The organism is uncultured Winogradskyella sp. (genome assembly GCF_947495255.1).
Taxonomy (GTDB): domain Bacteria; phylum Bacteroidota; class Bacteroidia; order Flavobacteriales; family Flavobacteriaceae; genus Winogradskyella.
This window is the reverse complement of sequence record NZ_CANLYI010000003.1, coordinates 272,543-297,707: the sequence shown is the minus strand read 5'-3', so window position 1 is coordinate 297,707 and position 25,165 is coordinate 272,543. Positions and strand designations below refer to the sequence as shown.

The window sequence follows — 25,165 nt, the reverse complement described above, 5'->3', positions numbered from 1 at the left end:
AAAAAAATCAATTAATAATCACATCACTAAACTTAGCATTGATAACAATATTACGATCAGAACTTTGTCCTTCTGGATAATGACGAATCGTTTTTTGTGTGGTCGTTTTATTATTAAACTTTGAACGATTCCCCTTAAAGTAAAGTGTATAATCTAAACTATTAGGTAAGTTGATTAAAGCGTCACTATTCTCCAAAACTAAATTAAGATTCTTAAAGCTTTCAGTAAGATGAGTAATAGTTAAGTCTCCAAAACTACCATCAATAACACCTGTATCCGAGAGATTTTCGATATTAATATTAGATGATTTAGAATTCAACACTAAGTTATTCGCATTTTTAATTTGAGCTTTATTTACAAAATTAAGATTAAGCGTCCCCAAACTCCAAGTATCCACTATAACTGGTGAATAAGACACATTAATGGAGGTATCACCTCCATCAATATGTTCTGCTACTAAAAAGGAATGTGAAATATCACCCTCCATGTTATAAATAACTGAAGACAATTTTAATTCACCATGTCTAATATTAGTTTTTAACTTCGCTTTTTTAGGGATTTTAATTTTAATCACCTTTTTTACTTTACTATTGCTACCTGTTTCTAAACGGTGAATGACCTGAATATCTCGTCTGTTTTGTAATTCATCTCGTCTGGCTTCTAAGGCATGTACACGCGCTTCTCTTTGCTCGTACATAGCTTCTTTTCTTTTAATGAGCGCATCTTTTCTTAATTCCAAAACTTCAGAACGCTCATCCATTTCATTGCCAAAACGTTCGCCCCAAACTTTCATTTTCTCTTCCCATTCCTTACCAAATTTCTCACTAAACTCTTCTCCCCATTTCTCCATATCCTCACCATATTTCTCTCCAAATTTTTCGCCCCATTCTTCCATTTCTTTAGTCCATTTACCATCAAACCGTTTGGCATATTCTTTTCCCCATTTTTCCATTTTCTCTTGGTAACGAGACTCTCCAAACTTCCTTGCCCAATCTTCCATTTTTTTCTGAAATTCTTTACCACCTTTCTTTTCATATTTTTTACTCCATTCTGCCAAATAATCCTCACCATCTTCTTGGTAACGCTCATAATCAAATTCAATGGTTGTAACACCTTTGGGTAACTCTGGCAATTTGGGCATAATAGGCATTTCTGGTAATTCTGGCATTCTTGGCATTTGCACCATTTCTGGAAGTCTCGGCATTTCTGGCATCTCTGGCATCTCAGGAAACTCTATGAGTTGGTATTCTAAATCTTTTAGTAATCCAGAATAGTCATCTGCGTTAACCAGACCAATAGTTCTTCCTCCACTTGATGAAATACTCACCTTGTTGCTAGACCCATCTACTTTAAGATTCCAAGCTTCTAATGCACGTTTTAATTCTTCATCAGTTAGCTTATCACTTTCAATGTAAGCTTCAATTTCTACGGTGTTTTTATTCCACGTCTCTAATTGTATTTCTACATTACTAGTATTTAGGTCTACTACCACATCTTTATTAACTTTTATGGATTGCGATGTTTTACTTAGTTTTTTCTGCGCATAGCCAAATGTGGTTACAAGACAGATGAGTAAAATTTTGATTTTGTTCATGATTTTTTTGATTTAACTGTTCGTTTTTTGATTTAATTTGATTGATTGATTTCTATGAACTTTGCTGCTCTAACGTGTCTAAATTAAATTCATTTAGCTTATCCTTTAAACGCATTACAAGCTTTAACCTATATTTTAAATTTTCTATTAAAGCATCTAAAGTGGCCTCGTTGGGTCCGTTTTCATTTAGTTCAATAGTTAACCTTTTATACTCGTCATTTAACTCTTTTAAACGTGCTACATACCCATCAAACAATTCCTTATTTTCTGGTGTTAATTGCACTTTAGATAACTCTAAATTTATACTTGCTAAATAGTAATCTTCTACACGTTTAAAGTCTGGAGAAACATCTCCTAAGGATTTAATTTCTGTATCTACAACTTCAACTGGATCTGTTTCAACTTTAGAATCTTGAAAAACCTGAAAAGCTCCAAAACTCAAACCTAACAACACAACCACACTTGCAGCCACATTAAAAAGTGTAAATATGTTTGATGATTTTGGCGATTTATCTTGCGCCTCTGGCAACTCTTTTTCAAGTTTCTGAAGAAAACGTAATTGATGCCCTTCAGACATTTTTACAGCTTCATTTGTAGATTCGTTTTTGTATAAATCTCTAATATCTTGCTTCATTTCTTTTCAATTTTAAGGCACTTTTCAATTTTTGTTTCCCTCTAGATAGTTGCGTTCTAGAAGCGACTTCTGTAATATGTAATATTTCGGAAATCTCTTGATGGTCATAACCTTCTACCAAATACAAAAGCACTACATATTTATATTTTTCAGGTAATTTTTCAATTTCAAAATTTACATCTTCAATAGTAACGTCAGTTTCTACTTGCCAATCACTATCATTTTTATCCGCAATAACATTCAAATGAAAATCTTCTAATTCAACTAATCGTTGATGCTTAGATTTTAAAACATCAATACATCTATTAATTACTATGCGTTTTAACCATGCACCAAAACTTACTTCGGCTTTATACTGCTCTAACTTTGAAAATGCCTTTATAAATGCATCTTGCACAATATCTTCAGCTTCCATAGTGTTATTCACATATCTGCTCGCAACAACCAACATACCATTGCAATATTGATTATACAATTGCATTTGCGCTTGTCTATTGTTCTGTTTGCATTGTTCAACTATATGAATTTGAAACGTACTGATTTTGGTTTTGATTTTTTGATTGGTTACAACTTAAAGACGATACAAATAATGAAGTGTTGCAAAAACTTTCATAAAAAATCTTTTTTTATAAGAAATGCTTAAAATTCATCGTTTGTAGTTTATAAATTTAAGGATTTGAATTATCTTTAAACTTAGAATGCATAAGTTTGCATTTCATTGAACTTACTTAATTTTTAGAATAACAACTATGTTGAAACGCCTCGTCATTATCCTAAGCATCTTAGCTTTAGGATTATTTTTATATTCTGTATTTGTAGAAAATATTTTTGCGCCACGCTTAAGTCCAAAAGATTCTGCTGAAATTACACTTAACGATTTAAAATTAAAAGTTGAATACAACAGACCTTCTAAACGCGAACGTGATGTTTTTGGTGCACTTGTGCCTTTTGATAAAGTATGGCGAACTGGTGCAAATGAAGCAACAACCTTTCAAACCAACAAAGATTTAATGATTGATGGAATGGTTTTAAAAAAAGGAAAATATACTATTTGGACCGTTCCTAAGGAAAACTCTTGGAAAGTAATGTTTAATTCTAAGCAATATGATTGGGGAGTTAATGAAAAAATGGAACCAATGTGGGATCCTAATTACGATGCTTTAGAGATTGAAGTTCCGTCAAAACATATTGATGAAACGGTAGAACAGTTTACTATTGCTTTTGATCACAAAACCGGGAATTTAAAACTTACAATGGCTTGGGACAGCACTTTTATTGAAGTTCCTTTATCAGAATATGTAGCAAACAAACCTTAAATTATTAATGCAAGGTGGCACAAGAAAACAAATCATATAAATCTGCTTTGCATGAACAAGATGGTGTAAAACCGCCAAATAGTTTAAGTTCTACGGCTGCCAATACCATTAAGAAAAACCGTAGAAAACAGCCATCTGTTAACGATTTAGTTTCGGGTATTACCTCAGAAAACATTACGGCTTTAAGCAGAGCTATTACATTAGTAGAAAGTACTAATCCTTCGCATACTAAAAAAGCAAACGACATTATTACGCAATGTTTGCCTTACGCAAATAAATCTACACGAATTGGTATCACAGGCGTACCTGGTGTTGGAAAAAGCACTTTTATTGAAGCCTTTGGTCTTCACCTTGCTTCTATTGGAAAAAAAGTTGCTGTCTTAGCTGTAGACCCTAGTAGTAGCTTAAGCAAAGGCAGTATTTTGGGTGATAAAACCCGAATGGAAGACTTAGTAAAAACCAAAAATGCATTTATTAGACCTTCGCCTTCAGGAAACTCTTTAGGAGGTGTTGCCAGAAAAACACGTGAAACTATTATATTATGTGAAGCTGCTGGTTTTGATACTATAATTATAGAAACCGTTGGTGTTGGCCAAAGTGAAACTGCTGTGCATAGTATGGTTGATTTCTTTCTCTTATTAAAATTAGCTGGAGCTGGAGACGAATTACAAGGTATAAAACGAGGTATTATTGAAATGGCAGATGCTATTGTTATTAATAAAGCAGATGGTGAAAACGTTAAAGCTGCCAAATCAGCGAAGTTAGAATTTAATAGAGCTTTGCATTTATATCCATCCAAATCCTCAGATTGGTCTCCAAAAGTTACTTTATGTAGTGCTCTTAAACGTGAAGGTATTTCTGAAGTTTGGGATATGATTAAAGACTACACCAAAATTACAAAAGCAAATCATTATTTTGAAGAGAACAGAAATAATCAGAATAAGTTTTGGCTACTGCAAACCATAGAAGACCGTTTAAAATCTAATTTTTATAATTCCCCTAAGATTAAAGTAGAATTAGAAAAGCAAATAAAACTGGTAGAAGAAGCAAAAACAACGCCTTTTGCTGCGGCAGAATTCCTGCTTAAAATTTGAGTAAAAAAATAATATATAGCATTATAATAATAAGTGGATTTTGCCTCTTAATATTGGTAAAAATACAATTTAGTATGTATTATCATTATTTATCAACTACCGGAAAGAATAGAGCATTATTTGGTTTAACAGAATCATTAAGTTACGGTTATAAACGTTATTACGGAACTCTACCAGCTATTGGTTTTATAATTAGTATTATTATTGCTATTAAACAAAGAAGTAAGGAATTAGCATTATTAGCTTCCTTAATTTCTTTACTAGCAATTATACTCTCTATCTTTAGTATTTGGCGAATGTTTATTTAATTAAAAAGCTATAAATAATTAGTCTTTATCCGTATTTAAAAAAACAATACTTTTGCAACGACTAAGCAAATAAATACATGACGTATAAGTTTACCATCATAGTTCCTGTTTATAATGAGGAAGACAATTTAGAACGCGTAGAAAAAGAACTTTCTAGCTATCTAAATATCGCCACAGTTTCTACTTCAATTTTATTTGTGAACGATGGTTCTACAGATAAAAGTCAGACATTAATTGAAGCTATTTGCGAACGTAACGACGCTTTTGAATACATTTTATTTAAAGAAAATAGAGGCTTAAGTGCAGCTATTAAAGCTGGCTTTGACCATGTAGATTCTGAACTGGTTGGTTATATCGATTCGGATTTACAAACCGCTCCAGAAGATTTTAATATTTTATTAGAACATATTGACTCTTATGAATTAGTTACAGGTGTACGTTCTAACCGAAAAGATTCATTTGTAAAAAATATGTCGTCTAAAATTGCCAACGGAATTAGACGCGCATTTACGCATGATGGCATGGATGATACTGGCTGTCCTCTTAAAGTTATAAAAACAGACTACGCTAAACGCATACCAATGTTTAGAGGTTTACATCGTTTTTTACCTGCAATGATAATGTTACAAAATGGACGTGTAACTCAAATAACGGTTCAACATTTTCCAAGAATGGCTGGTACAGCAAAATTTGGATTATGGAATAGACTTTTAGGACCTTTAATGGATTGCTTTGCATATCTATGGATGAAGAAAAAGTATATTAATTACGAAGTTTCTAAATCCAGTAAATGAAAGATTGGATAATTTATAGCATTGGATTTTTAGCTCAGATATTATTTTCTTCGCGTTTAATCATTCAATGGATAACCTCTGAAAAGCAACGTAAGGTTATTACACCAAAAACATTTTGGACACTGAGTTTAATCGCCTCATTTTTACTTTTTATATATGGTTATTTACGCTTAGACTTTGCCATTATGTTGGGTCAGAGTTTAACGTATTTTATATATATTAGAAATTTACAGTTACAAGGTCAATGGCAAAAATTCCCAAAACTAGTGCGATACTTGTTATTCTTTGCGCCTATTTTTATTGTTATATTTTACTTTAACAATAATCAAATAGATGTTGATTTACTATTTAAAAATGCTGACATCCCAACATGGCTATTAGTTTTAGGTATTGTAGCACAAGTAATTTTTACACTACGTTTTGTTTACCAATGGATTCATTCTGAAAGACAAAAAGAATCTACTTTACCAATGGGATTTTGGGTGTTGAGTTTAATTGGCGCAGGATTAATACTTACCTATGCCATTATTAGAGAAGACCCTGTTTTATTTGTTGGCCATTTATTTGGCTTAATAATTTATGCTCGTAATGCTTATTTAATCCGAAAAACTAAAGATTAAGCATGATTAAACTTATAGAAAAATATCCTATCATCAGTCTATTGCTTTTTGTTATTGTGATGCTTGGGTTTACGATTGATGCGATTCCGGTAACTATTATGGAAGCGCGTAATTTTATTTCGGCTAGAGAAATGCTTACCGATGACAATTGGATATTAACAACTATGAATGGTGAAGCGCGTTACCAAAAACCACCTTTACCAACTTGGATTACGGCAATGTTTGGTTACATATTTGGTATAACTTCTGTTTTAGCTTTACGTTTGCCTGCACTACTCTTTTTAGCAAGCCTAGGAATTTCAATATATCTGTTATCTAAAAAATTAGAACTCAGCAAAGCCCACAGTTTAATTAATGGCTTCATTGTTTTAACATCATTCTATTGCATTGGTATTACCATTGAAGCACCTTGGGATATTTACACACATGGCTTTATGCTCATGGCTTTGTATCAATTATTCATTCTATTTAAAGACCAAAAAACATCAATTTTAAGAAGTATTCTGTTTGTATTCTGTTTGGCTGGTTCTGTGCTATCTAAAGGACCTGTTTCTCTTTATGTTTTATTCTTACCATTTGTTGTTTCTTATGGCATTACATTTAAATTTAGAGCAAAACCTATTCATTTTTTAAAATTAATAAGCCTTTTAGTTTTCGGAATTGTTTTAGGTGGTTGGTGGTATTTTCATGTTAGGGTTGCAGACCCTGAAACTTTTACAGCCATTGCAGAACGTGAAACGTCTAATTGGAGCAGTTACAATGTAAGACCGTTTTATTATTACTGGAGTTTCTTTATTCAGAGTGGTTTATGGACCATTCCTGCATTTATAAGTTTGCTTTATCCTTATTTAAAAACGAGAGTTTCAAACTTAAAAGCTTATCGTTTTAGTTTCTTCTGGACTATTATTGCAGTCATTCTATTATCTGTTATTCCTGAAAAGAAATCGCGCTATTTAATGCCTGTTTTAATTCCTTTGGCTATAAATATTGGCTTTTATATTGAATACCTCATTCGTGAATTCAAGAATTTAAAATCGAAAAAAGAAACATTTCCTGTCTATTTTCAATTCGGATTAATAGGAAGTATTGCTGTATTATTTTGGGTTGCTGGCTTCTTTTTAGCGCCTTCTTTAACAGGACTAACTTGGGTAAGATTTATAATTTCTAGTCTAGTTTTGGCTGTTATTGGTGTTTATATTTTTAAATTTCTGAAAGCTAAAAATATCAAAATGGTATTTTATCTTTTTATTGCTTTTATGATGAGTATAGGTTTCTTGGCTTTACCACTAGCTAAGCTTCAAGCTCAAGATAATTACAAAGCAGTTTCAGAATTAGCTTCAGACAATTTACCACTTTACACTTTAGATGCTGTTTCTCCTGAAGCCATCTATAATTATGGTGATAAAATTTTGAGTATTAAAACTGATGATGGTATTGTTATTCCGGCAGAAAAGCAATTCTATTTATTAACGGCAACCTCAAAACCTGAAGAAACAATTGAGCTTTCTAAACTTTATTCAATTGAATTCATTGCCACATACGACTTAAACTTTTCTGAAAGCAAACACCGATCTAGGTTAGTGAATCAGCTATATAAACTTACTTTGAAATAAAGCGTTTTATAAGATATAGTGTCAATTTGTAGAATCCGAAACCTGCAAAAACACCAAAGGTTAAGCCACAAACAACATCTATAGGGTAATGTACGCCTACATAAATACGACTATAGGCTACAACCAAACTCCAGACTATTAGTAAATAAATAAGATTCTTAAAATAAGGTCTCAATAACAAACCAGCGAAAATAGCCGTTGCCATGGAATTAGAAGAGTGACCAGAGAAAAAGCCATACTTACCACAACGTGGTGCAATAAAGCGCGTTAAATCCATTACGCCTTCTGCTCTACATGGTCTTGGACGTTGAAATGTGTCTTTAAACAAATTGGTCATTTGATCCGTAAAAGCAATCATACCTGCAATTACAAAAACCATTAACACTAAGGCTTTCCAGCCAAATTTCTTGTAAATTAAAAACAACAATACAAGGTATAAAGGTATTGAAGAGAACTTATTGGTTATTACCAACCATAAGCCATCCCAAGTTTCAGAACCTAAATTATTAAGGTATAGAAAAAGTTCTTTATCGTATTGTAAAAGTTGCTCTAACATTAATCGTCGTATCTCGCTACTTCTCTATCATAAAAATCGGTTGCTTCTTGGATGTAGTTTTCAGTTTCCGATTCTAATTCTTTTTCGTCGTGTTGGTCAAATTCTTCAAACCATTCTACCTCGTCATTCTCTAAATTAATGATAAAACGAGGAAATTCTGTATGTATAATATAAATAGCATCAGGATGATCTGTATTGTCTCCTAAAATGAATTTTGGTAATTCCATGTAATTAGATTAAAGTTGTAAGTACTGTATAGCAAAAGTAGTAAATCTCTTTTAGTTTAAGACTCTTAAATTTACTAATGATTTACAAGGTCTGTTAGAGTGATTTTTTGATTTAATAAAATGATTTGGAGAACTATATAAGACCGAAATACTTATTCTAGATACTAATTTTACGATTTATCAATCGTTAAATTCACTCGAACTAACTTATTTCTATAAACTTAAGGCACTTTAAGTACTTGAAAATTTAAATCTTATCACTTTCTAAAATCAACTTCTTAGTCAGGTAATTAAATCTAATGAATAATAAAATGGCAGCTACACTTAGGGCTACAATAAGACCAATCCAAATACCTAAACTTCCGTAAGCATCTTCTTTTCCTAAATAATAACTGATAGGAAAACCGACAACCCAATACGAAATAAAAGTTATTATAGTTGGTATCTTAACATCTTGAAGTCCACGTAAAGCACCAAGCACAATAACCTGAAGACTATCACTAATCTGAAAAACAGCAGACGCTAATAATAACGTTGCCGCAATTTTTACAACCTCAGCTGCATCTACTGCATTTGCTGGATCATCTAAATCCACATATAAATTTGGCAGTAACGTATGAAATATTACAAAAAACAACGCAAAAACTACTGCGAAAACAAAGCCAATTAAAAAGATTGATTCTGCAATACGTTTTAATGCCCTAAAGTCATTTAAACCCTTTTGGTTTCCTACTCTAATCATTGCAGCAACACTTAATCCCGTAGCTACCATAAATGTCATAGAAGATAAGTTTAAGGCTATCTGATTGGCTGCTTGTTGGTTGGCACCTAAAGTTCCGCTTAACCAAATAGCTGCCGTAAAAATGGCAACTTCAAAAAACATCTGCATAGCACTTGGCAAACCTAAATTGCTCAATTTCTTTATAGGATGCTTTTTTAATTGAAAAAACTTTATGTTAGTTACATAAGCTTTAGACTTTTCGCGTTTTGCTAATAACCACCACAAATGAGCAACCATTACAAAACGTGAAATTAACGTACCAACTGCTGCACCTACAATTCCCATCTCTGGAAAACCGAATTTCCCAAAAATAAGCACGTAGTTAATGGCAACATTTAGCAAATTCGCTAAAATAGTCGCGTACATAGGATATTTAGTTAATGACAACCCATCACTAAACTGTTTAAATGCCTGAAAAATAATTAAAGGAACCAATGAAAAAGCTACCAAATCTAAATACGGAATGGCCAAGTCTACAACTTCTTCTGGCTGATCCATTACATACATTAAGGGTTTGGCAAATAAGAGCATTACAAACAATAATAACCCTAAAACTGTACATAGAAAAAGTCCGTGTTTAAAAACTGATTTTCCTTTTACGAAATTATTTTCGGTATCTGCTTCTGCAACCAAAGGTGTAATAGCAGTAGAAAAACCAATACCTAAAGACATGGCTATAAAAATAAAACTATTACCCAAAGACACAGCGGCTAACTCAGCTGCACCCAACTGACCTACCATTACATTATCTACAAAACTCACAAACGTATGACCAAGCATACCTAACATCACTGGTGATGCGAGTTTAAGATTATATTTAAATTCTTTAGTGTAATTACTTAAAACCATTGTGCAAAAATAGTTGTTTTGACTTGAGTTTTTTTAATAAAACAAACTAAGTTTTAGCAGATAAATTAGAATTAAAACTTGTGATAAACTCCAAAATTTAATGCAACTTGTTTAGCGACATTGTTTCCAAAAAAAGCACCACCAAAACCTACATTTACGCCAAAATTATCTGTGATCTCACCTATAGTCTTTAAACCAAAACCACCATATTCTTGGTCGTTTACATATAAACCGGTAAACATATTTTGTGTTGGTAAAATTAAGTCTCCATTTCTAAGTGATTTTACAACATCTACAAAACCGATTAACCAAATACGTTTTGTTATTTTATGACCTAATTCTCCTCCTACCCTAAAGTTTGAACTATAATCATTAGTTCTAATATTAGCACCAATAAAACTTTGAAAATACGTTTTACCCAAACTGCGACCTGCTAAAAAAAGTGGTGTAAATGAATAGGCATCATAACCCGTTCTAATTCCTGAAAATCCATCATAGGAACTTGTATTAGCTTCAACCGAAAATTGACCAGAAAGTATCCAATCTTTTTTATAAAAATTATGCTTCACACCAAGTTCTATGTTACCCAATGCTGTTTTATTAAAATCTTCAGAACAATCACCAGAACAATCAATAAATGGACTTTCATAACCATCAATTGAAATGACCTTTAAAGGCACATTTAAAATTAAAGTGGTTTTATCTGATAAACCATACTCACCATAAATTTGAACTGTATTATCTGAAATTTCACCAAAAAGAGAATAGTCTGGATCACCAAACATATCTGTGTAATTTGGTATTGTAGTATATGTAAGCTGCGTATAAAATTCACCTTTATCTTTTACCCAAGGACTTTGTGAAAATGAAGAATGACTAATAAAAAAAACTAAAATTATAATACCATTTTTCATAAACTCGAATGTATTTAAACCTTTAGTCGGAATATTATCTAAACCTGAAAAAATAATATTTATAATCTTAAGCTAGTTTTGATTATTCTATTTCGCAAAATAATCTGAAATTCCGGATAAGATATTCTGAACTGCGTATGCTGCTAAAATCAAGCCCATAACTTTACTAATCACAGTTATTCCGTAACTCCCAATTCTCTCTTGCACACGTGTTGCAGCCAGAAGAACTAAACTCGTTATACCTATTACAAATAGGACTAAAAATGTTGTTAGAATTTGCTCGTTAATAGTATAAGTATGATTGTCGGTTAAAAGTACAACAGCCATAATTGCTCCAGGTGAAGCAATTGAAGGAATTGCAACCGGAAAAATAGTAACATGTTTATAATCTGAAATTTGACTCTTTTCTTGCTCTGGTTTACCGTCTCCAAATATCATGGTTAAAGCAAATAAAAATAGAATTACACCTCCTGAAACCTGAAACGCATCTAAGGATACTTCCATGCCTTCAAGTATAAGCTGACCTATTACAATAAAAAACAGTAAAATTAAGAATGCAACTGCCGATGCTCTTAGCGCTATTTTCTTCTTAAACTTATTGTCGAATTCTTTTGTTGCTTCTAAAAATACAGGTACAGAACCTATAGGATCTATCACGGCAAAAAGGAAAAATATTGTAGTTAAAATTTCTGCCATTTAGCGAATTCGTTTTGCTTGCGTTATAAAAGATAAACCTTGCTGACCTGCTGTAGATGTCATTACACCTTCAAAAAGTGGTTCTGGGACTCCTTTTGGTATTTTCCAATCAAATAAAAAGTTAGAACCAGTTCCTCCAGAAATATCAGATTCGTCTATTACAATTTCTACAGTTTCTAATGGTGCTAAATACACAGGGTTTTTAATGTAGCTTTTTAAAAGTGTTCCATGTGTATCGTAATAATCTGCAGTGGTTAAATAAATAGTATCCGTCATACTCACGTTTCTTAAACTCACCATTGCTGTAAGATTATATGTTTTGTGTTGGGAATAACTATAAATCTGAGAATACACAGACAAATACGAATGACCAGAAGTTAATAAAGAATCTACTTTAGAAATAGACGCAACACGTTCATTCCAATTGACCTTAATAGGTTCTTCTGGGTCTAAGTTTATCTTATTTTCACAAGCATAAAAACCAAGAAGTGATATTGAAAGTAGTATTATTTTTCTCATAGCTTAAAAGTAAAATCTATAAGATAAAGATAATAGATTGATTTTAGTTGGTAGAATTTATTTTAAAGATAATTGGGTAGTTGTGGTTAATTATAATTGATACGAGTCCCTTTTAATAACTTATATCAAACGTTAACCGAAATTAGCTATTAAAAAGCTAAAAATCAAAAAATACTTAGCTACATTGTTATAAAATATGTAAAACTTCTTTGTGTCTGCAATGTATTTGATAGTATTAAAATTTCAGTAAATCTTGTATTCTATCATCTACTTTAATAAAAATATTAGATTCAGTAATAAACCTAATTAGTATTTGAAATAAAGGTGAAATTAATTTATCAATTAATACGGATACAACAAAAACTAAAATAGCAAGAATTACAATTGTAAAAGCAAGTACAACGTAATTATCTATATTGTTTTGTAATTTTATAACAAAGTCATATAAATAATGACTAAGGTATTGATTTTCATGAATTAAATACACAGCCAGGGTAGAGCTAGAAAACCAATTAATTAATTTAGAGCTAAATTTTATTTTTGTGAAAATTAGAAAAAATAAAACTGAATTTATAATTAGACCAATACTGTTGTAAGGATAAAATAGTCTAAATAGAATTTTACCGACATTAGGTATATATAGATATCCAAATAACATACTTGAGAAAAGAAGAAAAACAAATAAAATATAAATACCTAATAGTTTTTTTGCATTATAGTTTTTACCTAAAATTAATCCTGTTCTTAGATAATTACCTACATAATAAATCAGAATAAAATTTATTGGATTTTTCCCAAATTCTAATGAAGGTATAAATTGACCAAAGCAAAAAGATACTAAAATTAGAATTAAAATAAAAAATAGTTTGGTTTGATTAGAGGCAGATTTTAGAGGTATATTAATTAATGGTGTTAATAAATACAAACACATATATACCGGTATAAACCACCATTGAATGGGTAAAATTAAACTTAAACCTTCATATACATTCCAAATACTAGGGTCTAACAATACTGCGATAACATAAATTATAACAGAATAAAAGGCACAATAAAGAAAAAGTTTAGCAAAACCTTTTAAAGAAAACTTTATTCCCCAATAACCAGAAATTAGAATGAAGCAAATAACCCCAGAATGTAGAACTGCAATTAAAGGGTTAGTTATGTAAATTAAATTGGGTGTATTTGGTATAATTGAATGTTTTAAAAAATGATAAATAACAATTAATAACATTGAGAGAATTCTTAATAACTCTATATTAGATTGTCTTGGTTTCTTTTTAATCATTTTTTAAACTAGCTTCATAAGGTTGAATTGCTAATGATAGTAATAACAATCCATATAAAGGCGTAATTTCAGGTAACATTCATTAAAAAAAGACAAACAGATAATCTCAAAATAAATAACTTATAAAGTAGCTACATTTTTTTTAGCCTCTTCAAACTCACTAACCATATCATTTACAATCTCTGCAACTGACTTCACCTCATGGATTAAACCAGCAATTTGCCCAATCTCTAATTCGCCATCTTCTAAATCGCCTTCAAACATACCGCGTTTTGCTCTGGCTCTTCCTAACAATTCTTTGAGCTGTTCTGGTGTTGGACTTTTTTTATAGAGTTCTTGTAATTCGTTATAGAATTTGTTTTTCACCAATCTTACAGGTGCCAATTCTTTTAAAGTGAGTTGTGTATCGCCTTCTTTAGCATCTATAACCACTTGCTTAAAGGCTTGGTGAGCTGAAGATTCTTCACTAGCTACAAATCGGCTACCAACTTGTACACCATCTGCTCCTAAAACCATACAGGCCAACATAGCTTTACCTGTAGCAATACCTCCCGCTGCTATAAGCGGAATTTCTAGTTGTTCCTTCACCATAGGAATCAAAGTTAAGGTTGTGGTTTCATCTCTTCCGTTATGTCCTCCTGCTTCAAAACCTTCAGCAACGATAGCATCTACACCTGCGTCTTGTGCTTTTAGTGCGAATTTTACACTACTAACTACATGCACAACCGTAATCCCTTTTTCTTGCAACCATTTGGTCCATGTTTTAGGGTTTCCGGCAGAAGTAAAAACTACTTTCACACCTTCCTCAACGATGATATCCATTATTTCTTGAACATTTGGATATAGCATTGGCACATTAACACCAAACGGTTGGTCTGTTGCTGCTTTACATTTTTGAATATGCTCTCGCAATACATTAGGATACATAGATCCTGCACCAATTAAACCTAAGATACCTGAGTTACTTGCTGCCGAAGCTAGTTTCCAGCCACTATTCCAAATCATTCCTGCTTGGATAATTGGATATTTTATATTGAAAAGTGATGTGATTCTATTTGCCATGTTTCGAAATTATATCTATTCTAATAGAGTATAAATTTCGGCAATTCAAGTGAATTTTACGATTGAAAAGGGGGATAATTTTTGTTAAGCTTAAGGAAATCTAGTCCACTATGTTCTCCATACGATTTCTCATGCTTCGAAAGCACTCGAACTGACGTTTAAACGTTCAGTATTAATTAGAACTTTTAATAAACTTATAAGCTTTGGAGTTATTCGCTGAAGACAATTTAATTACATAAATACCTGAAGCTAAATCTGAAACATTGATAAAACTTGAATATTCAGTTATCAATTGATTCATCACTTCCTGACCTAATTGATTATAAACAGAAACCTCTAATTGGTTTGCTATTAAAGGCATTTCAATATTTAGTTGGGTTGAAACAGGATTTGGATAAAAACGAAAGGTTTCAATTTGAGAGTTATCTAAAGACAAGGCATTACTTCTCGCTAAATCTAAATCTGGAATACCATAACCTAAAAAATCATCTGGTGTAGAAAATTGCGAAGCCGATTCCCTTACAAAATCCATAACTTCGGTTGGTAAAGCATCTGGTATGGCTTGCCATAATGAAGCAATTCCGCCACACATAATTGGTCCACTAAATGATGTTCCGTTATTTTGTACAATACTATCAAATTCATCTATAACATAAGCTTGTCCTCCTCTAGCAACAACATCTGGTTTTTGGTAACCGATTTGCGCAGCACTTCCTCTTGAGCTAAACGACACGTAATCTCCATCTGCATTTACAGCTCCAATACTCAAAACATTTGGCGAATCGGCAGGTGCTCCAACCGTTTCCCATGTTGTTCCGCCAGAATTACCTGCACTAACAACCACTAAAATTCCTTTTTCTGCTGCAATAGAAGCACCTTTGGTGATATAGGTGACTTGTCCGTTCATATCTGCAGGTGTATAATCGTAATTAGAATTGTCAAAATCAGTATATCCTAAAGATGTATTAATCATATCTACACCTAAACTATCTGCACGTTCTGCTGCTTCTACCCAATAACTCTCTTCTACAGGGTTTTCACTACCAGAGTCTTCTGTTCTAAATAAATAATATGAAGCATCTGGTGCAGTACCCACATATTGATCTTGTACAAATGCGGCCATAGTACTCAATACTTTTGTACCATGATTATTGCCTGTAAATGCATACACATCTGAAGTTCTATCTACAAAATCATAACCATTCAATAAATCACTATTATCTCTTAACCGTTGAAACGCAGACATGGTATTTACATTAGGAAAACCAGCATCCATAACAGCAATGGTAATACCTTCGCCTGTAAAATCTGCTATATGCAAATTGTCTGCATTAATCATTTCTACTTGGTTTTGTGTATCACCATAAGTAAAAGCGATAGTTTCATTTTCTACTTCCCATTTATTTAAATTGGAAGCGTTTCTTGATGCCTCATTTAAACCTTGATTAGCAAAATCAATACTGTAAACATAATTTAAATTCGCTAAGGCGTTGATATCTTCTTCTGTTCCTCTCACATGAATAGCGTTAAACCACTTAGACTTTGCCATTACTGTAATCCCAGTTTGAAGTTTTAAATCTGAAATATAAGTTTCGTTAACAGGCACATCTCGTTCGTCAATAGCGATATTATGATTTTGCTTTCTTTCAATGGCTTTTTGAGAAAGAATACTGATAGGATTAGTAATTGAAGCGGCAACGTTCGGTTTGTCTATGAGATAAATCCATGCATCTTCTTGTGAAAAACCTTTTCCAATTACAAGAAATAAAAGTAATAATGTAAAATTTTTTTTCATGGATTTGCTTATTTGGTTTTAAAGTTTTAGTCAGTAAAAGAAACTAAACCTTTCAAGTTTTAAAATCTTGAAATAAAATTAACTCAATTAAAACTTCAATTGCAAGTTAAGAAATTACTCCTGAACCTAATAACTCATCTTCTATATACCAAGCTACAAACTGACCTTCTGTAATTGCAGATTGCTTGTTTTCAAATTCTACATATAATCCTGAAGCCACTTTATGAAGTATTGCTTTCTCTAAGGTTTGTCTGTATCGAATTCTTGCCATTACTGACATAGTTTCTCCTTCACTTATCGCTAAATCTTGGCGTACCCAATGCAATTCTTCGTTAGTCACAAACAAGACATTTCTGTACAAACCAGGATGTTGTTTACCTTGACCTGTATATATAATATTATCTTTTACATCTGTATCTATAACAAACAAAGGTTCTACTGTTCCGCCAACGCCTAAACCTTTTCTTTGACCTTTGGTAAAATAGTGCGCACCTTGATGTTTACCAACTACTTTTCCATCTGTTAAATGATATGTTGGTTTTTTAGACAAAAAATCTAATTCATTCTCTTTGGAATCGAATTGAGGCAATTCTTTATTGTAAATTTCAAACTCAGAATCAACTTCAACAATATCACCTTCTTTTGGTTTTAATTGTTGTTGTAAAAATTCTGGCAATCTTACTTTACCAATAAAACACAAACCTTGAGAATCCTTCTTTTCGGCCGTAATTAAATCTTGCGCTTTAGCGATTTCTCTAACCTCTGGTTTTTGTAATTCGCCAATAGGAAATAATGCTTTTGCTAATTGCTGTTGAGACAATTGACAAAGAAAATAAGATTGGTCTTTATTATCGTCAGCACCAGCTAACAACTGATGGATTTCTTTTCCATCTTTTTCAATCGTTCCCTTTCTGCAATAATGACCAGTTGCTACGTAATCTGCACCTAATTCTAAAGCGATGTCCATAAAGACATCAAACTTTATTTCGCGATTACAAAGTACATCAGGATTTGGTGTACGTCCTTTTTCGTATTCATTAAACATATAATCTACAATACGCTCTTTGTATTGCACGCTTAAATCTACCGTTTGAAAAGGAATTCCCAATTTATCTGCAACCAACATGGCATCATTGCTATCCTCTAACCAAGGACATTCATCTGAAATGGTCACGGAATCATCGTGCCAATTTTTCATAAACAGACCAATAACCTCATAGCCTTGCTCTTTTAAAAGATAAGCTGCAACACTAGAATCTACTCCTCCTGAAAGTCCTACGATGACTCTTTTCATATTAATTAATCTCTTTTTATTTGAACGTCAGTTCGCGTGATTACAATTCTTTTATCGTAATTGTATCGAGAACCTTCATAACTTTAATTGCTTCTCGATACAAAATTCAAAAAAAAGGAATTTCACTCGAAGTGACGAATTTGTTCAAACCCAATCACACCAGTATTAGTTTCATAATTAGTTCGAAAAAACTTCGGCAAAATTACAAAATAAAAAAGGCAATCCTATTAAGATTGCCATTCTGAAATTCTATTGTCAGCATAGTTTTAAGCTATTCTTTCTTATATATGACTTCTTGTGTGGTATGGTCTATTTTTTTTGTGAGTTCACCATCTTTATAATACTTCCAAATTCCTTTTTTCTGACTTTTAATATAATCACCTTCAGAAACTTTTTTTCCATCAGAACCATAATGTATGGTTTTACCTTCTAAATGACCATCCTTGTATTGAGCATGTCTAAGTAACACATTCTGTTCAGAAAACCATTTAGACTCACCATGTAGTTCTCCATTTTTATAGTTGGCACTTTCCGCGACTTTTCCATTTTTAAAATAAACAAAACGTTCACCTTCTAGTAAGCCTTCGTCATTATAATGTTCTATAATCATTACATCTGATGAATTTTTGTGATAAAAAACCCATTCGCCAATAAAGCGCTTACCGTTCATTCTGCCTTTACTAATTACCTTTTTAGTTGAAGCTATAAAGGTAACATCTGCAATACTATCGTTCTCATTAAAGACTTTTACAGCACTCAGCACACTTTTACCAGAAGACAATGTGTAGTATTTAAACGAATCGACCTCTTTACCGTGAACAAAATTCCCCTCGTATCGCTTTTGGTCAGTCTTATGGTAGTTTTTAGTCCATATACCGTGACGTTTTCCGTCTTTATCGAATTGATTTACTGATTTTTGAGCATAAACAGTTGTTAAAAATACTGTTAAAATGAAAAGGACGTAAACTTTTTGTTTAACCATATCGTATATTTGTTAAACAAACCAAGAAGGTTTGAATGTTGAACAATTTTAAAAACTCAAAACAATGAAAATTATTTCACAAAACTTCAAATTACTTGCAGTATTTCTATTAGCAATTACATTTACTTCTTGTAGTGATGATGACGACAACGGAACAACAACGACTACAACAGTTGTAGACATTGCATTAGCGAACAATTTAACTTCTCTTGCGGCAGCTTTACAAGCAACTGATTTAGTAACTACTTTACAAGGTGATGGACCATTTACAGTATTTGCACCAACAAATGCTGCTTTTGCTGACTTACTTGCAGCCACAGGTTTAGATTTAGATAATTTATCTACTACTGAAGAAGATTTAGTAAGAAACATATTATTAAACCATGTAATTATAGGTGAAACTATTAATTCTGCGGCTTTAGTAACTGCTGGCTCTGGTTACGCTAGTACAGGTGCAACAGGTCCAAATGGAGAGAATTTGAGCTTATACTTTAATACAACAAGTGGTGTTGTTTTAAATGGAGTCTCTACAGTTGACAATGCGGATAACATGGCTTCAAATGGTATAGTCCATATTGTTGATGAAGTTATTGGGTTACCAACTATTGCAACATTTGCAACAACAAATCCTGCTTTATCTACACTAGTAGATGCTTTAGTTTATGCTGATACAGGTGCGCCAACAGTACCTTACATAGAAACAGTATCTGACGCTACAGCTGGTCCTTTTACAGTATTTGCACCGACAAATGATGCCTTTTCAGATTTATTAACGGAACTAAATGTATCTGGATTATCTGATTTAGGAACTGAAACAGTAAATGCAGTATTATTATACCACATTGTAAATGCTAATGTGCAGTCTTCTCAACTACCAAATGGGACAGTAACAACTCTTGGTGGTGATATTACAGCAGATAACACTGCTTTTACTTTAACTGATGCTAATGGAAGAGTAAGTAACATAATCGTTTCGTTAGTAGATATTCAAAGTATGAATGGCGTTGTGCATGTAATTGACAAAGTAATATTAACACCACAGTAAAAAAAATAAAGAGGCTGATTACCTCGTTTTAAGTTGATTAATAGTTAGATTGTAAAAGCTCAAACCCTAAGTTTGGGCTTTTACTTTTATAATTTTTTTTGAAAAGTAAACTCGTTTGTGATTTTTTGGAAAACCTTGTAATTCTCCTATGACTTCATAATTATGCTTTAGATAAAAACCTTCTACATTAAAACCGAAAGTATCTACCATTGCCATTGAAGTACCTCTTTTCTTTGCTTCATTTTCTAAATGAACTAGTAAAGTTGAACCAACCCCTTGTTTTCTAAAGTTTTCTTCCACCCAAAGGATTTTAATTTCTAATGTATTCCAGTAATTTATTCCTGCTAACACACCTCCAACTACCTTATCATTATTATCTTTTATATTGTATTCTACAAGGTATCCAAACCGAAGCTAAAGCAGCAACTTTTTATAAATTATAAGCATTAAGACCATCTACAATGACCTTAATATCTTCTCTATTACATGTATCAATTTTAATACTTAAACATTTATAAATAAAAAAGCCTCAACATAAATGTTAAGGCTTTTTTTAATTCGGTTATAAAAATTATTTCTTTTTACCCTTCTGTTGCGCTTGCTTTTGCGCTTCAGCTTGTTCCATCATTTCAGCCATTTTCTTCTGAAACTTGTTTTGTTTCTTAGGCTTTGTTTTACTGACTTCAATTTTAGCTAATACTTTATCTTCATCGATAATGTAGTTTTTAATCACTAGCATAATACCAATACTAATTAAATTAGAAATGAAGTAATATAAACTTAAACCAGAAGCGTAATTATTAAAGAATACTAACATTAATAATGGTGAGAAGTAAATCATATACTTCATCATTTTACCCATATCTGGCATACCTTCTTGCGTTGGCTGTGATGCTACTTGCTGACCTGTAGTCATCTTCATATAGAAGAAAATGGCTACTGCAGCTAATATTGGAAATAAACTTACATGACTTCCGTATAGAGGGATACTAAATGGTAATTCTAAAATAGAATCATAAGAACTTAAATCGTCTGCCCAAAGGAAACTTTTCTGTCTTAAATCAAAAGCTGTTGGAAAAAACTGAAATAAGGCATAGAATACAGGTATCTGCATTAAACCTGGTAAACATCCACTCAATGGACTAGCACCAGCTTTACTCTGAATTGCCATTGTTTCTTGTTGTGCCTTTAGTTTATTGTCTTTATACTTTTCTCTAACAGCATCTAATTCTGGCTTTAAAATTTTCATCTTAGCCTGAGATAAGAACTGCTTGTACTGTACAAAAGACAATAATATTTTAACCAAAATGGTCATTACTATAATTGCAATTCCATATGGTAGATACTGAATTAAAAATCCGAATAAAGGAATAAAGATAATTTTGTTTATCCATCCAAAAATTCCCCAACCAAATGGTATACTTTGTTCTAAACCTTTATCGTAAGATTTTAAAGTTTCAGCCTTAGTTGGTCCATAATACAATCCTAAACTCTTATTTAATTCACCACTATTATATGCTAATGGCAATTTAGACGTATATATTTTTGTAAATAAAGTATCTATTTCTTCATCATCTACTAAATTCTTAGATGTCATTGCAACATCTTTAAATGGACTATCGTTTGAAACCAAAATAGAACTGAAAAAGAATTGTCTATAAGATAACCACTCTACGTCTTCCGCTATCTCATCATCATCTCCAGTCTGAGAAAGCTTGTCAACCTTACCTTCATCATGCATGTAGGTTAATCTTGTGTAGCGATTTTCGTAAGCTATACTTTTTGCATGACGAATACCTTTTTGTTTCCAATCTAAAGTAATAGGTTGAGAGGTATTAAAAACATTACTTAAACCTTGAGATTTGATTGAGAAATCAATCATATAATCGTTAGGCTTTAACTCGTAACGGTATTCTAAAAAAGCAGTTTCAGAAACTTTAAGCTTCATAGAAACTACTGTATTTTCACCACTTTTAGTTACAGTTGGCTGAAAAGGAAAGTCTTGCGTATTTAAAGTTCTATTATCTGAAGTACCAAAAGTAATATTAAAAGCACTGTTATTGTCCTTTACTAAATAAATAGGAACAGAATCATAATCTACAAAGTTCTTTAGTTTTACTTGAGATAACTGGCCGCCTTTATTATTGAATTTTAATTCAAAAACGTCTGTCGTTACTGTAGTTTGCTTATCTGCAGAAGAAGGAAGTGTTAAGGAATATGCAAAAGAGCCTACTTTGCTTTGAAGTGCTGCTTTCGCCGTGGAATCTAGAGCTTGCGTATTTGTATAATCGTTAGCCGTAGTAACTAAAGTTTCCTCTTGTTTGCTCTCCTTTTTTTCAGTTGCTAATTGCTCTTGTTCTGCTTTTTTCTGTGCTTCAAGCTCTTCTGGTGTTGGTTGATTTTGATACATCATAAATATCAAAATCCCGAATATAAGGACAAACCCAATTATAGATTTAACGTCAAATTTCTTTTCTTCCATGTTTATTTTTCAGTTTTAGACCTGTCAGGTTTTTAAAATCTAACAGGTCTTATATGGTAACAATTGAACAACCCAAAAAACTATCCAAAAGTTAAAATTGCGCCAAAGTGACACGTTTAATAATTATTTCTTATTCTTATATTTTAAAGCTGCAGCTACAAATGCCACAAATAATGGATGTGGATTTTTTACTGTACTCTTATATTCTGGGTGATATTGAACACCTACAAACCAGTTATTTTCTGGTATTTCTACTATTTCTACTAAACCAGTATCTGGATTAAACCCTGTTGGCACTAATCCTGCATTTTCAAATTGTGTTTTGTAATCACTATTAAATTCAAAACGATGTCTATGACGTTCTGTAATCAATTCAGATTTATAAACCTTATATGCTGTACTATCTTTTTCAATTTTACAATCCCATGTTCCTAAACGCATGGTTCCACCTTTATTAACAACATCCTTTTGAGATTCCATTAAGTTGATTACTGGATTTGATGTGTTTTCATCCATTTCTACAGAATTTGCATCTTTAAGATTTAAGACATTTCTAGCATATTCTATTACTGCCATTTGCATTCCTAAACAAATTCCTAAAAACGGAATATTATTTTCTCTTACATAACGAACTGCATCAATCTTACCTTCTATACCACGTTCTCCAAAACCTGGAGCCACTAAAACACCATCTAAATGTCCGAGTTTAAATTCTATATTACTTTCAGATAAATATTCGGAATGAATAGGCTCTACAATGACTTTTACTTCATTTTCTGCGCCTGCATGTATAAAGGCTTCAAGAATAGATTTATAAGAATCCTGAAGCTCTACATATTTACCAATTAAACCTATAGTAACTTCACTTTTAGGATTTTTATGACGCTTTACAAATGTATTCCAAGTTGTTAAATCTGGCACATCACTTTTAAGTTGTAATTGATTTAGAACCACTTTATCCAAACCTTCTTCTAACATTAGGTTAGGTACATCATATATTGTAGATGCGTCAATAGATTCAATAACAGCTTCCTTTCTTACATTACAAAAACGAGCTAACTTGGTTTTTAAACCTTCGTTTAGTTTATGCTCTGTTCTACAAACTAAAATATCTGCTTGTACTCCACTTTCCATCAATGTTTTTACACTGTGTTGGGTTGGTTTTGTTTTTAATTCTCCTGCAGCAGATAAGTAAGGCACTAAGGTTAAATGAATAACACAAGTGTTGTGTTCGCCTAAATCCCACTCTAATTGTCTAACAGCCTCAATGTATGGTAAAGACTCAATATCACCAACGGTTCCTCCAATTTCAGTAATTACAATATCGTAATCACCAGAGTTACCTAGAATTTGAATTCTTCGTTTAATCTCATCTGTAATATGTGGAATGACTTGTACGGTTTTACCTAAAAACTCACCACGTCTTTCTTTGTCGATAACGCTTTGGTAAATTCTACCAGTTGTAACATTATTAGCCTGTGAAGTTGGTACGTTTAAAAAACGTTCGTAATGTCCTAAATCCAAATCGGTTTCAGCACCATCATCGGTGACATAACATTCGCCATGTTCGTATGGATTTAAAGTTCCTGGATCAATATTAATATATGGATCTAATTTCTGAATGGTAATTCTGTAACCTTGTGCTTGTAGAAGTTTAGCTAAAGATGCAGCTATAATGCCTTTTCCTAGAGAAGAAGACACGCCTCCTGTTACAAAAATATATTTAGGGTTTGTGGTCATGATACGTTTTTAAACGCAGGCAAAATTACGAAATTTAATGACTTATTCCCTATTTGTTTATGGTTTGTTGATATGTTATTTTTTCTGAGGAATATTGATGAAAATTGCCGAACTTAGTTGACGACTTCCAAAGCGTTATAAATGACAACCGATTTTCAACTACAAACCTCCAATAACTTATCTTCAATATTCGCAGAAAAAGGCCTATTTACATGGGCTCAATTAACGGATTTCGTTAAACATTTACCCTACGGAAGAAACAGTAACCGAACAGATTTCTCTCTCGTAATTACCGAGAACAAAGGTTCTTGTAGTTCTAAACATGCGTTTTTAAAACATGCTGCTGATTTAAACAATTTACCAAACATAAAACTGATACTTGGCATTTATAAAATGAATGCTTTAAATACACCAAAAATTGGAAATGTGCTCATTGATAATAATCTCGATTATATGCCAGAAGCCCACTGCTATTTGTCTGTTGCTGGCGTATACGAAGATTACACCTCTCGCCATGCTAACTTTAACCATATAAAAAATGACATCCTTTTAGAGCAAGAAATTGAATCTTATCAGGTTATTGAATTTAAAGTTGATTATCATAAAGCATTTATTAGGTCTTGGATTGAAAATGAAAACATCCCTTTTAATTTTGATGAGATATGGAAAATTAGAGAAGAATGTATCTCTAATATGAGTACTTAATTTTCTATAATTACACCGAATTTAATTTTATCTAAATTTAAAAACCAACTTAAAAAATTAATGAAATTTCACAGAACAGATAGAACTGACAAAAAATGGTGGGAAATAATTCTGTGGTGGGAAATAAGAAGAATTCCCTATAACATTGTCATGTTACTTGTTGGGCTTTTAAGCTTCTATATTTGTTATATAACTATTCCGCTTATTTACATTATCATTGGGTTTTTATTGAACGTTATTTATACCTTGGGTTGGAT

The 25,165-nt window shown here is 32.1% G+C and carries 25 protein-coding genes; 8 read left to right on the top strand and 17 right to left on the bottom strand.

The features are described 5' to 3' along the window. Positions 1 to 7 precede the first annotated feature (7 nt). From Q0807_RS06150 to Q0807_RS06140, 3 genes are read right to left on the bottom strand one after another with little or no spacing between them, the layout of a single operon-like run. Positions 8 to 1,594, bottom strand: coding sequence for a hypothetical protein (locus tag Q0807_RS06150; protein WP_299107585.1), 1,587 nt, complete (start codon positions 1,592 to 1,594; stop codon positions 8 to 10). A gap of 52 nt (positions 1,595 to 1,646) precedes the next feature. Continuing rightward, complete coding sequence (locus Q0807_RS06145; RefSeq protein ID WP_299107583.1) at positions 1,647 to 2,228, bottom strand: hypothetical protein; 582 nt, start codon at positions 2,226 to 2,228, stop codon at positions 1,647 to 1,649. Then, the gene (locus tag Q0807_RS06140; protein WP_340155346.1) at positions 2,212 to 2,769 is read right to left on the bottom strand and encodes a sigma-70 family RNA polymerase sigma factor; all 558 of its coding nucleotides are present in this window, start codon (positions 2,767 to 2,769) and stop codon (positions 2,212 to 2,214) included. The genes Q0807_RS06145 and Q0807_RS06140 overlap by 17 nt, the downstream gene beginning before the upstream one ends. A 208-nt stretch (positions 2,770 to 2,977) precedes the next feature. Between Q0807_RS06140 and Q0807_RS06135 the strand changes: the two genes are divergently transcribed. From Q0807_RS06135 to Q0807_RS06110, 6 genes are all read left to right on the top strand, one after another. After that, positions 2,978 to 3,544 (top strand): DUF2911 domain-containing protein, encoded by a 567-nt coding sequence (locus tag Q0807_RS06135; RefSeq protein WP_299107578.1) that lies wholly within the window; start codon positions 2,978 to 2,980, stop codon positions 3,542 to 3,544. 14 nt (positions 3,545 to 3,558) lie between these two features. Further along, the gene (meaB, locus tag Q0807_RS06130) at positions 3,559 to 4,638 is read left to right on the top strand and encodes a methylmalonyl Co-A mutase-associated GTPase MeaB (protein ID WP_299107576.1); all 1,080 of its coding nucleotides are present in this window, start codon (positions 3,559 to 3,561) and stop codon (positions 4,636 to 4,638) included. A 74-nt stretch (positions 4,639 to 4,712) separates the two neighbouring features. Then, positions 4,713 to 4,946, top strand: a complete 234-nt coding sequence (locus Q0807_RS06125; protein ID WP_299107574.1) for a hypothetical protein — start codon at positions 4,713 to 4,715, stop codon at positions 4,944 to 4,946. Between the two features lie 77 nt (positions 4,947 to 5,023). Continuing rightward, positions 5,024 to 5,740 carry a glycosyltransferase family 2 protein gene (locus Q0807_RS06120; RefSeq protein ID WP_299107572.1) on the top strand — a complete coding sequence of 239 codons (717 nt, stop codon included), beginning with the start codon at positions 5,024 to 5,026 and terminating at the stop codon, positions 5,738 to 5,740. Then, positions 5,737 to 6,360, top strand: a complete 624-nt coding sequence (locus tag Q0807_RS06115; RefSeq protein WP_299107570.1) for a lipid-A-disaccharide synthase N-terminal domain-containing protein — start codon at positions 5,737 to 5,739, stop codon at positions 6,358 to 6,360. Before Q0807_RS06120 ends, Q0807_RS06115 begins: the two co-directional genes overlap by 4 nt. Before the next feature lie 2 nt (positions 6,361 to 6,362). Further along, on the top strand, positions 6,363 to 7,973 hold the full coding sequence (locus Q0807_RS06110) for a glycosyltransferase family 39 protein (RefSeq protein ID WP_299107567.1): 1,611 nt from the start codon (positions 6,363 to 6,365) through the stop codon (positions 7,971 to 7,973). Here the strand turns inward: Q0807_RS06110 and Q0807_RS06105 are convergent. The 11 genes from Q0807_RS06105 to Q0807_RS06055 all read right to left on the bottom strand — a co-directional run bounded on the left by Q0807_RS06105 (position 7,960) and on the right by Q0807_RS06055 (position 18,936). Then, positions 7,960 to 8,529, bottom strand: a complete 570-nt coding sequence (locus tag Q0807_RS06105; protein WP_299107565.1) for a phosphatase PAP2 family protein — start codon at positions 8,527 to 8,529, stop codon at positions 7,960 to 7,962. The two genes, Q0807_RS06110 and Q0807_RS06105, sit on opposite strands and share 14 nt — an antisense overlap. Beyond that, a complete protein-coding gene (locus tag Q0807_RS06100; protein ID WP_299107563.1) occupies positions 8,529 to 8,756 on the bottom strand; it encodes a hypothetical protein in 228 nt (75 codons plus the stop codon). The genes Q0807_RS06105 and Q0807_RS06100 overlap by 1 nt, the downstream gene beginning before the upstream one ends. Before the next feature lie 247 nt (positions 8,757 to 9,003). After that, a complete protein-coding gene (locus Q0807_RS06095) occupies positions 9,004 to 10,386 on the bottom strand; it encodes an MATE family efflux transporter (RefSeq protein WP_299107561.1) in 1,383 nt (460 codons plus the stop codon). A 71-nt stretch (positions 10,387 to 10,457) separates the two neighbouring features. Beyond that, complete coding sequence (locus tag Q0807_RS06090; RefSeq protein WP_299107559.1) at positions 10,458 to 11,300, bottom strand: hypothetical protein; 843 nt, start codon at positions 11,298 to 11,300, stop codon at positions 10,458 to 10,460. An 87-nt stretch (positions 11,301 to 11,387) separates the two neighbouring features. Next, entirely contained in the window at positions 11,388 to 11,996 is a 609-nt protein-coding gene (locus Q0807_RS06085) for a MarC family protein (protein ID WP_299107556.1), read from the bottom strand. Beyond that, positions 11,997 to 12,515 carry a DUF3124 domain-containing protein gene (locus Q0807_RS06080; RefSeq protein WP_299107553.1) on the bottom strand — a complete coding sequence of 173 codons (519 nt, stop codon included), beginning with the start codon at positions 12,513 to 12,515 and terminating at the stop codon, positions 11,997 to 11,999. 235 nt (positions 12,516 to 12,750) lie between these two features. After that, positions 12,751 to 13,803: an acyltransferase gene (locus tag Q0807_RS06075; RefSeq protein WP_299107551.1), complete on the bottom strand. Its 1,053-nt coding sequence runs from the start codon at positions 13,801 to 13,803 to the stop codon at positions 12,751 to 12,753. A gap of 120 nt (positions 13,804 to 13,923) precedes the next feature. Beyond that, positions 13,924 to 14,865, bottom strand: a complete 942-nt coding sequence (locus tag Q0807_RS06070; RefSeq protein ID WP_299107549.1) for a nitronate monooxygenase — start codon at positions 14,863 to 14,865, stop codon at positions 13,924 to 13,926. Between the two features lie 172 nt (positions 14,866 to 15,037). After that, positions 15,038 to 16,660 carry a S8 family serine peptidase gene (locus Q0807_RS06065; protein ID WP_299107546.1) on the bottom strand — a complete coding sequence of 541 codons (1,623 nt, stop codon included), beginning with the start codon at positions 16,658 to 16,660 and terminating at the stop codon, positions 15,038 to 15,040. A 106-nt stretch (positions 16,661 to 16,766) separates the two neighbouring features. Beyond that, positions 16,767 to 17,954 (bottom strand): tRNA 2-thiouridine(34) synthase MnmA, encoded by a 1,188-nt coding sequence (gene mnmA, locus Q0807_RS06060; protein ID WP_299107544.1) that lies wholly within the window; start codon positions 17,952 to 17,954, stop codon positions 16,767 to 16,769. A 271-nt stretch (positions 17,955 to 18,225) separates the two neighbouring features. After that, entirely contained in the window at positions 18,226 to 18,936 is a 711-nt protein-coding gene (locus Q0807_RS06055; protein ID WP_299107542.1) for a toxin-antitoxin system YwqK family antitoxin, read from the bottom strand. A 64-nt stretch (positions 18,937 to 19,000) separates the two neighbouring features. Between Q0807_RS06055 and Q0807_RS06050 the strand changes: the two genes are divergently transcribed. Then, entirely contained in the window at positions 19,001 to 19,981 is a 981-nt protein-coding gene (locus Q0807_RS06050; protein ID WP_299107540.1) for a fasciclin domain-containing protein, read from the top strand. Positions 19,982 to 20,047: 66 nt separating this feature from the next. On the opposite strand, the gene Q0807_RS06045 is transcribed toward Q0807_RS06050, so the two are convergent. From Q0807_RS06045 to Q0807_RS06035, 3 genes are all read right to left on the bottom strand, one after another. Continuing rightward, a complete protein-coding gene (locus Q0807_RS06045) occupies positions 20,048 to 20,365 on the bottom strand; it encodes a GNAT family N-acetyltransferase (protein ID WP_299107895.1) in 318 nt (105 codons plus the stop codon). A 187-nt stretch (positions 20,366 to 20,552) separates the two neighbouring features. Continuing rightward, entirely contained in the window at positions 20,553 to 22,463 is a 1,911-nt protein-coding gene (gene yidC, locus Q0807_RS06040) for a membrane protein insertase YidC (protein WP_299107538.1), read from the bottom strand. A gap of 123 nt (positions 22,464 to 22,586) precedes the next feature. Beyond that, positions 22,587 to 24,203, bottom strand: a complete 1,617-nt coding sequence (locus Q0807_RS06035) for a CTP synthase (protein ID WP_299107536.1) — start codon at positions 24,201 to 24,203, stop codon at positions 22,587 to 22,589. A gap of 141 nt (positions 24,204 to 24,344) precedes the next feature. Here Q0807_RS06035 and Q0807_RS06030 point away from each other — a divergent pair, with 141 nt between their 5' ends. Next, entirely contained in the window at positions 24,345 to 24,908 is a 564-nt protein-coding gene (locus tag Q0807_RS06030) for a hypothetical protein (protein ID WP_299107534.1), read from the top strand. Positions 24,909 to 25,165 lie beyond the last annotated feature (257 nt).

Coding starts and splice junctions, on each gene's coding strand:
- Q0807_RS06150 (WP_299107585.1), bottom strand. CDS start 1,594: ATGAACAAAATCAAAATTTTACTCATCTGTCTTGTAACCACATTTGGC.
- Q0807_RS06145 (WP_299107583.1), bottom strand. CDS start 2,228: ATGAAGCAAGATATTAGAGATTTATACAAAAACGAATCTACAAATGAA.
- Q0807_RS06135 (WP_299107578.1), top strand. CDS start 2,978: ATGTTGAAACGCCTCGTCATTATCCTAAGCATCTTAGCTTTAGGATTA.
- Q0807_RS06125 (WP_299107574.1), top strand. CDS start 4,713: ATGTATTATCATTATTTATCAACTACCGGAAAGAATAGAGCATTATTT.
- Q0807_RS06120 (WP_299107572.1), top strand. CDS start 5,024: ATGACGTATAAGTTTACCATCATAGTTCCTGTTTATAATGAGGAAGAC.
- Q0807_RS06115 (WP_299107570.1), top strand. CDS start 5,737: ATGAAAGATTGGATAATTTATAGCATTGGATTTTTAGCTCAGATATTA.
- Q0807_RS06110 (WP_299107567.1), top strand. CDS start 6,363: ATGATTAAACTTATAGAAAAATATCCTATCATCAGTCTATTGCTTTTT.
- Q0807_RS06105 (WP_299107565.1), bottom strand. CDS start 8,529: ATGTTAGAGCAACTTTTACAATACGATAAAGAACTTTTTCTATACCTT.
- Q0807_RS06100 (WP_299107563.1), bottom strand. CDS start 8,756: ATGGAATTACCAAAATTCATTTTAGGAGACAATACAGATCATCCTGAT.
- Q0807_RS06095 (WP_299107561.1), bottom strand. CDS start 10,386: ATGGTTTTAAGTAATTACACTAAAGAATTTAAATATAATCTTAAACTC.
- Q0807_RS06090 (WP_299107559.1), bottom strand. CDS start 11,300: ATGAAAAATGGTATTATAATTTTAGTTTTTTTTATTAGTCATTCTTCA.
- Q0807_RS06085 (WP_299107556.1), bottom strand. CDS start 11,996: ATGGCAGAAATTTTAACTACAATATTTTTCCTTTTTGCCGTGATAGAT.
- Q0807_RS06080 (WP_299107553.1), bottom strand. CDS start 12,515: ATGAGAAAAATAATACTACTTTCAATATCACTTCTTGGTTTTTATGCT.
- Q0807_RS06075 (WP_299107551.1), bottom strand. CDS start 13,803: ATGATTAAAAAGAAACCAAGACAATCTAATATAGAGTTATTAAGAATT.
- Q0807_RS06070 (WP_299107549.1), bottom strand. CDS start 14,865: ATGGCAAATAGAATCACATCACTTTTCAATATAAAATATCCAATTATC.
- Q0807_RS06065 (WP_299107546.1), bottom strand. CDS start 16,660: ATGAAAAAAAATTTTACATTATTACTTTTATTTCTTGTAATTGGAAAA.
- mnmA (WP_299107544.1), bottom strand. CDS start 17,954: ATGAAAAGAGTCATCGTAGGACTTTCAGGAGGAGTAGATTCTAGTGTT.
- Q0807_RS06055 (WP_299107542.1), bottom strand. CDS start 18,936: ATGGTTAAACAAAAAGTTTACGTCCTTTTCATTTTAACAGTATTTTTA.
- Q0807_RS06050 (WP_299107540.1), top strand. CDS start 19,001: ATGAAAATTATTTCACAAAACTTCAAATTACTTGCAGTATTTCTATTA.
- yidC (WP_299107538.1), bottom strand. CDS start 22,463: ATGGAAGAAAAGAAATTTGACGTTAAATCTATAATTGGGTTTGTCCTT.
- Q0807_RS06035 (WP_299107536.1), bottom strand. CDS start 24,203: ATGACCACAAACCCTAAATATATTTTTGTAACAGGAGGCGTGTCTTCT.
- Q0807_RS06030 (WP_299107534.1), top strand. CDS start 24,345: ATGACAACCGATTTTCAACTACAAACCTCCAATAACTTATCTTCAATA.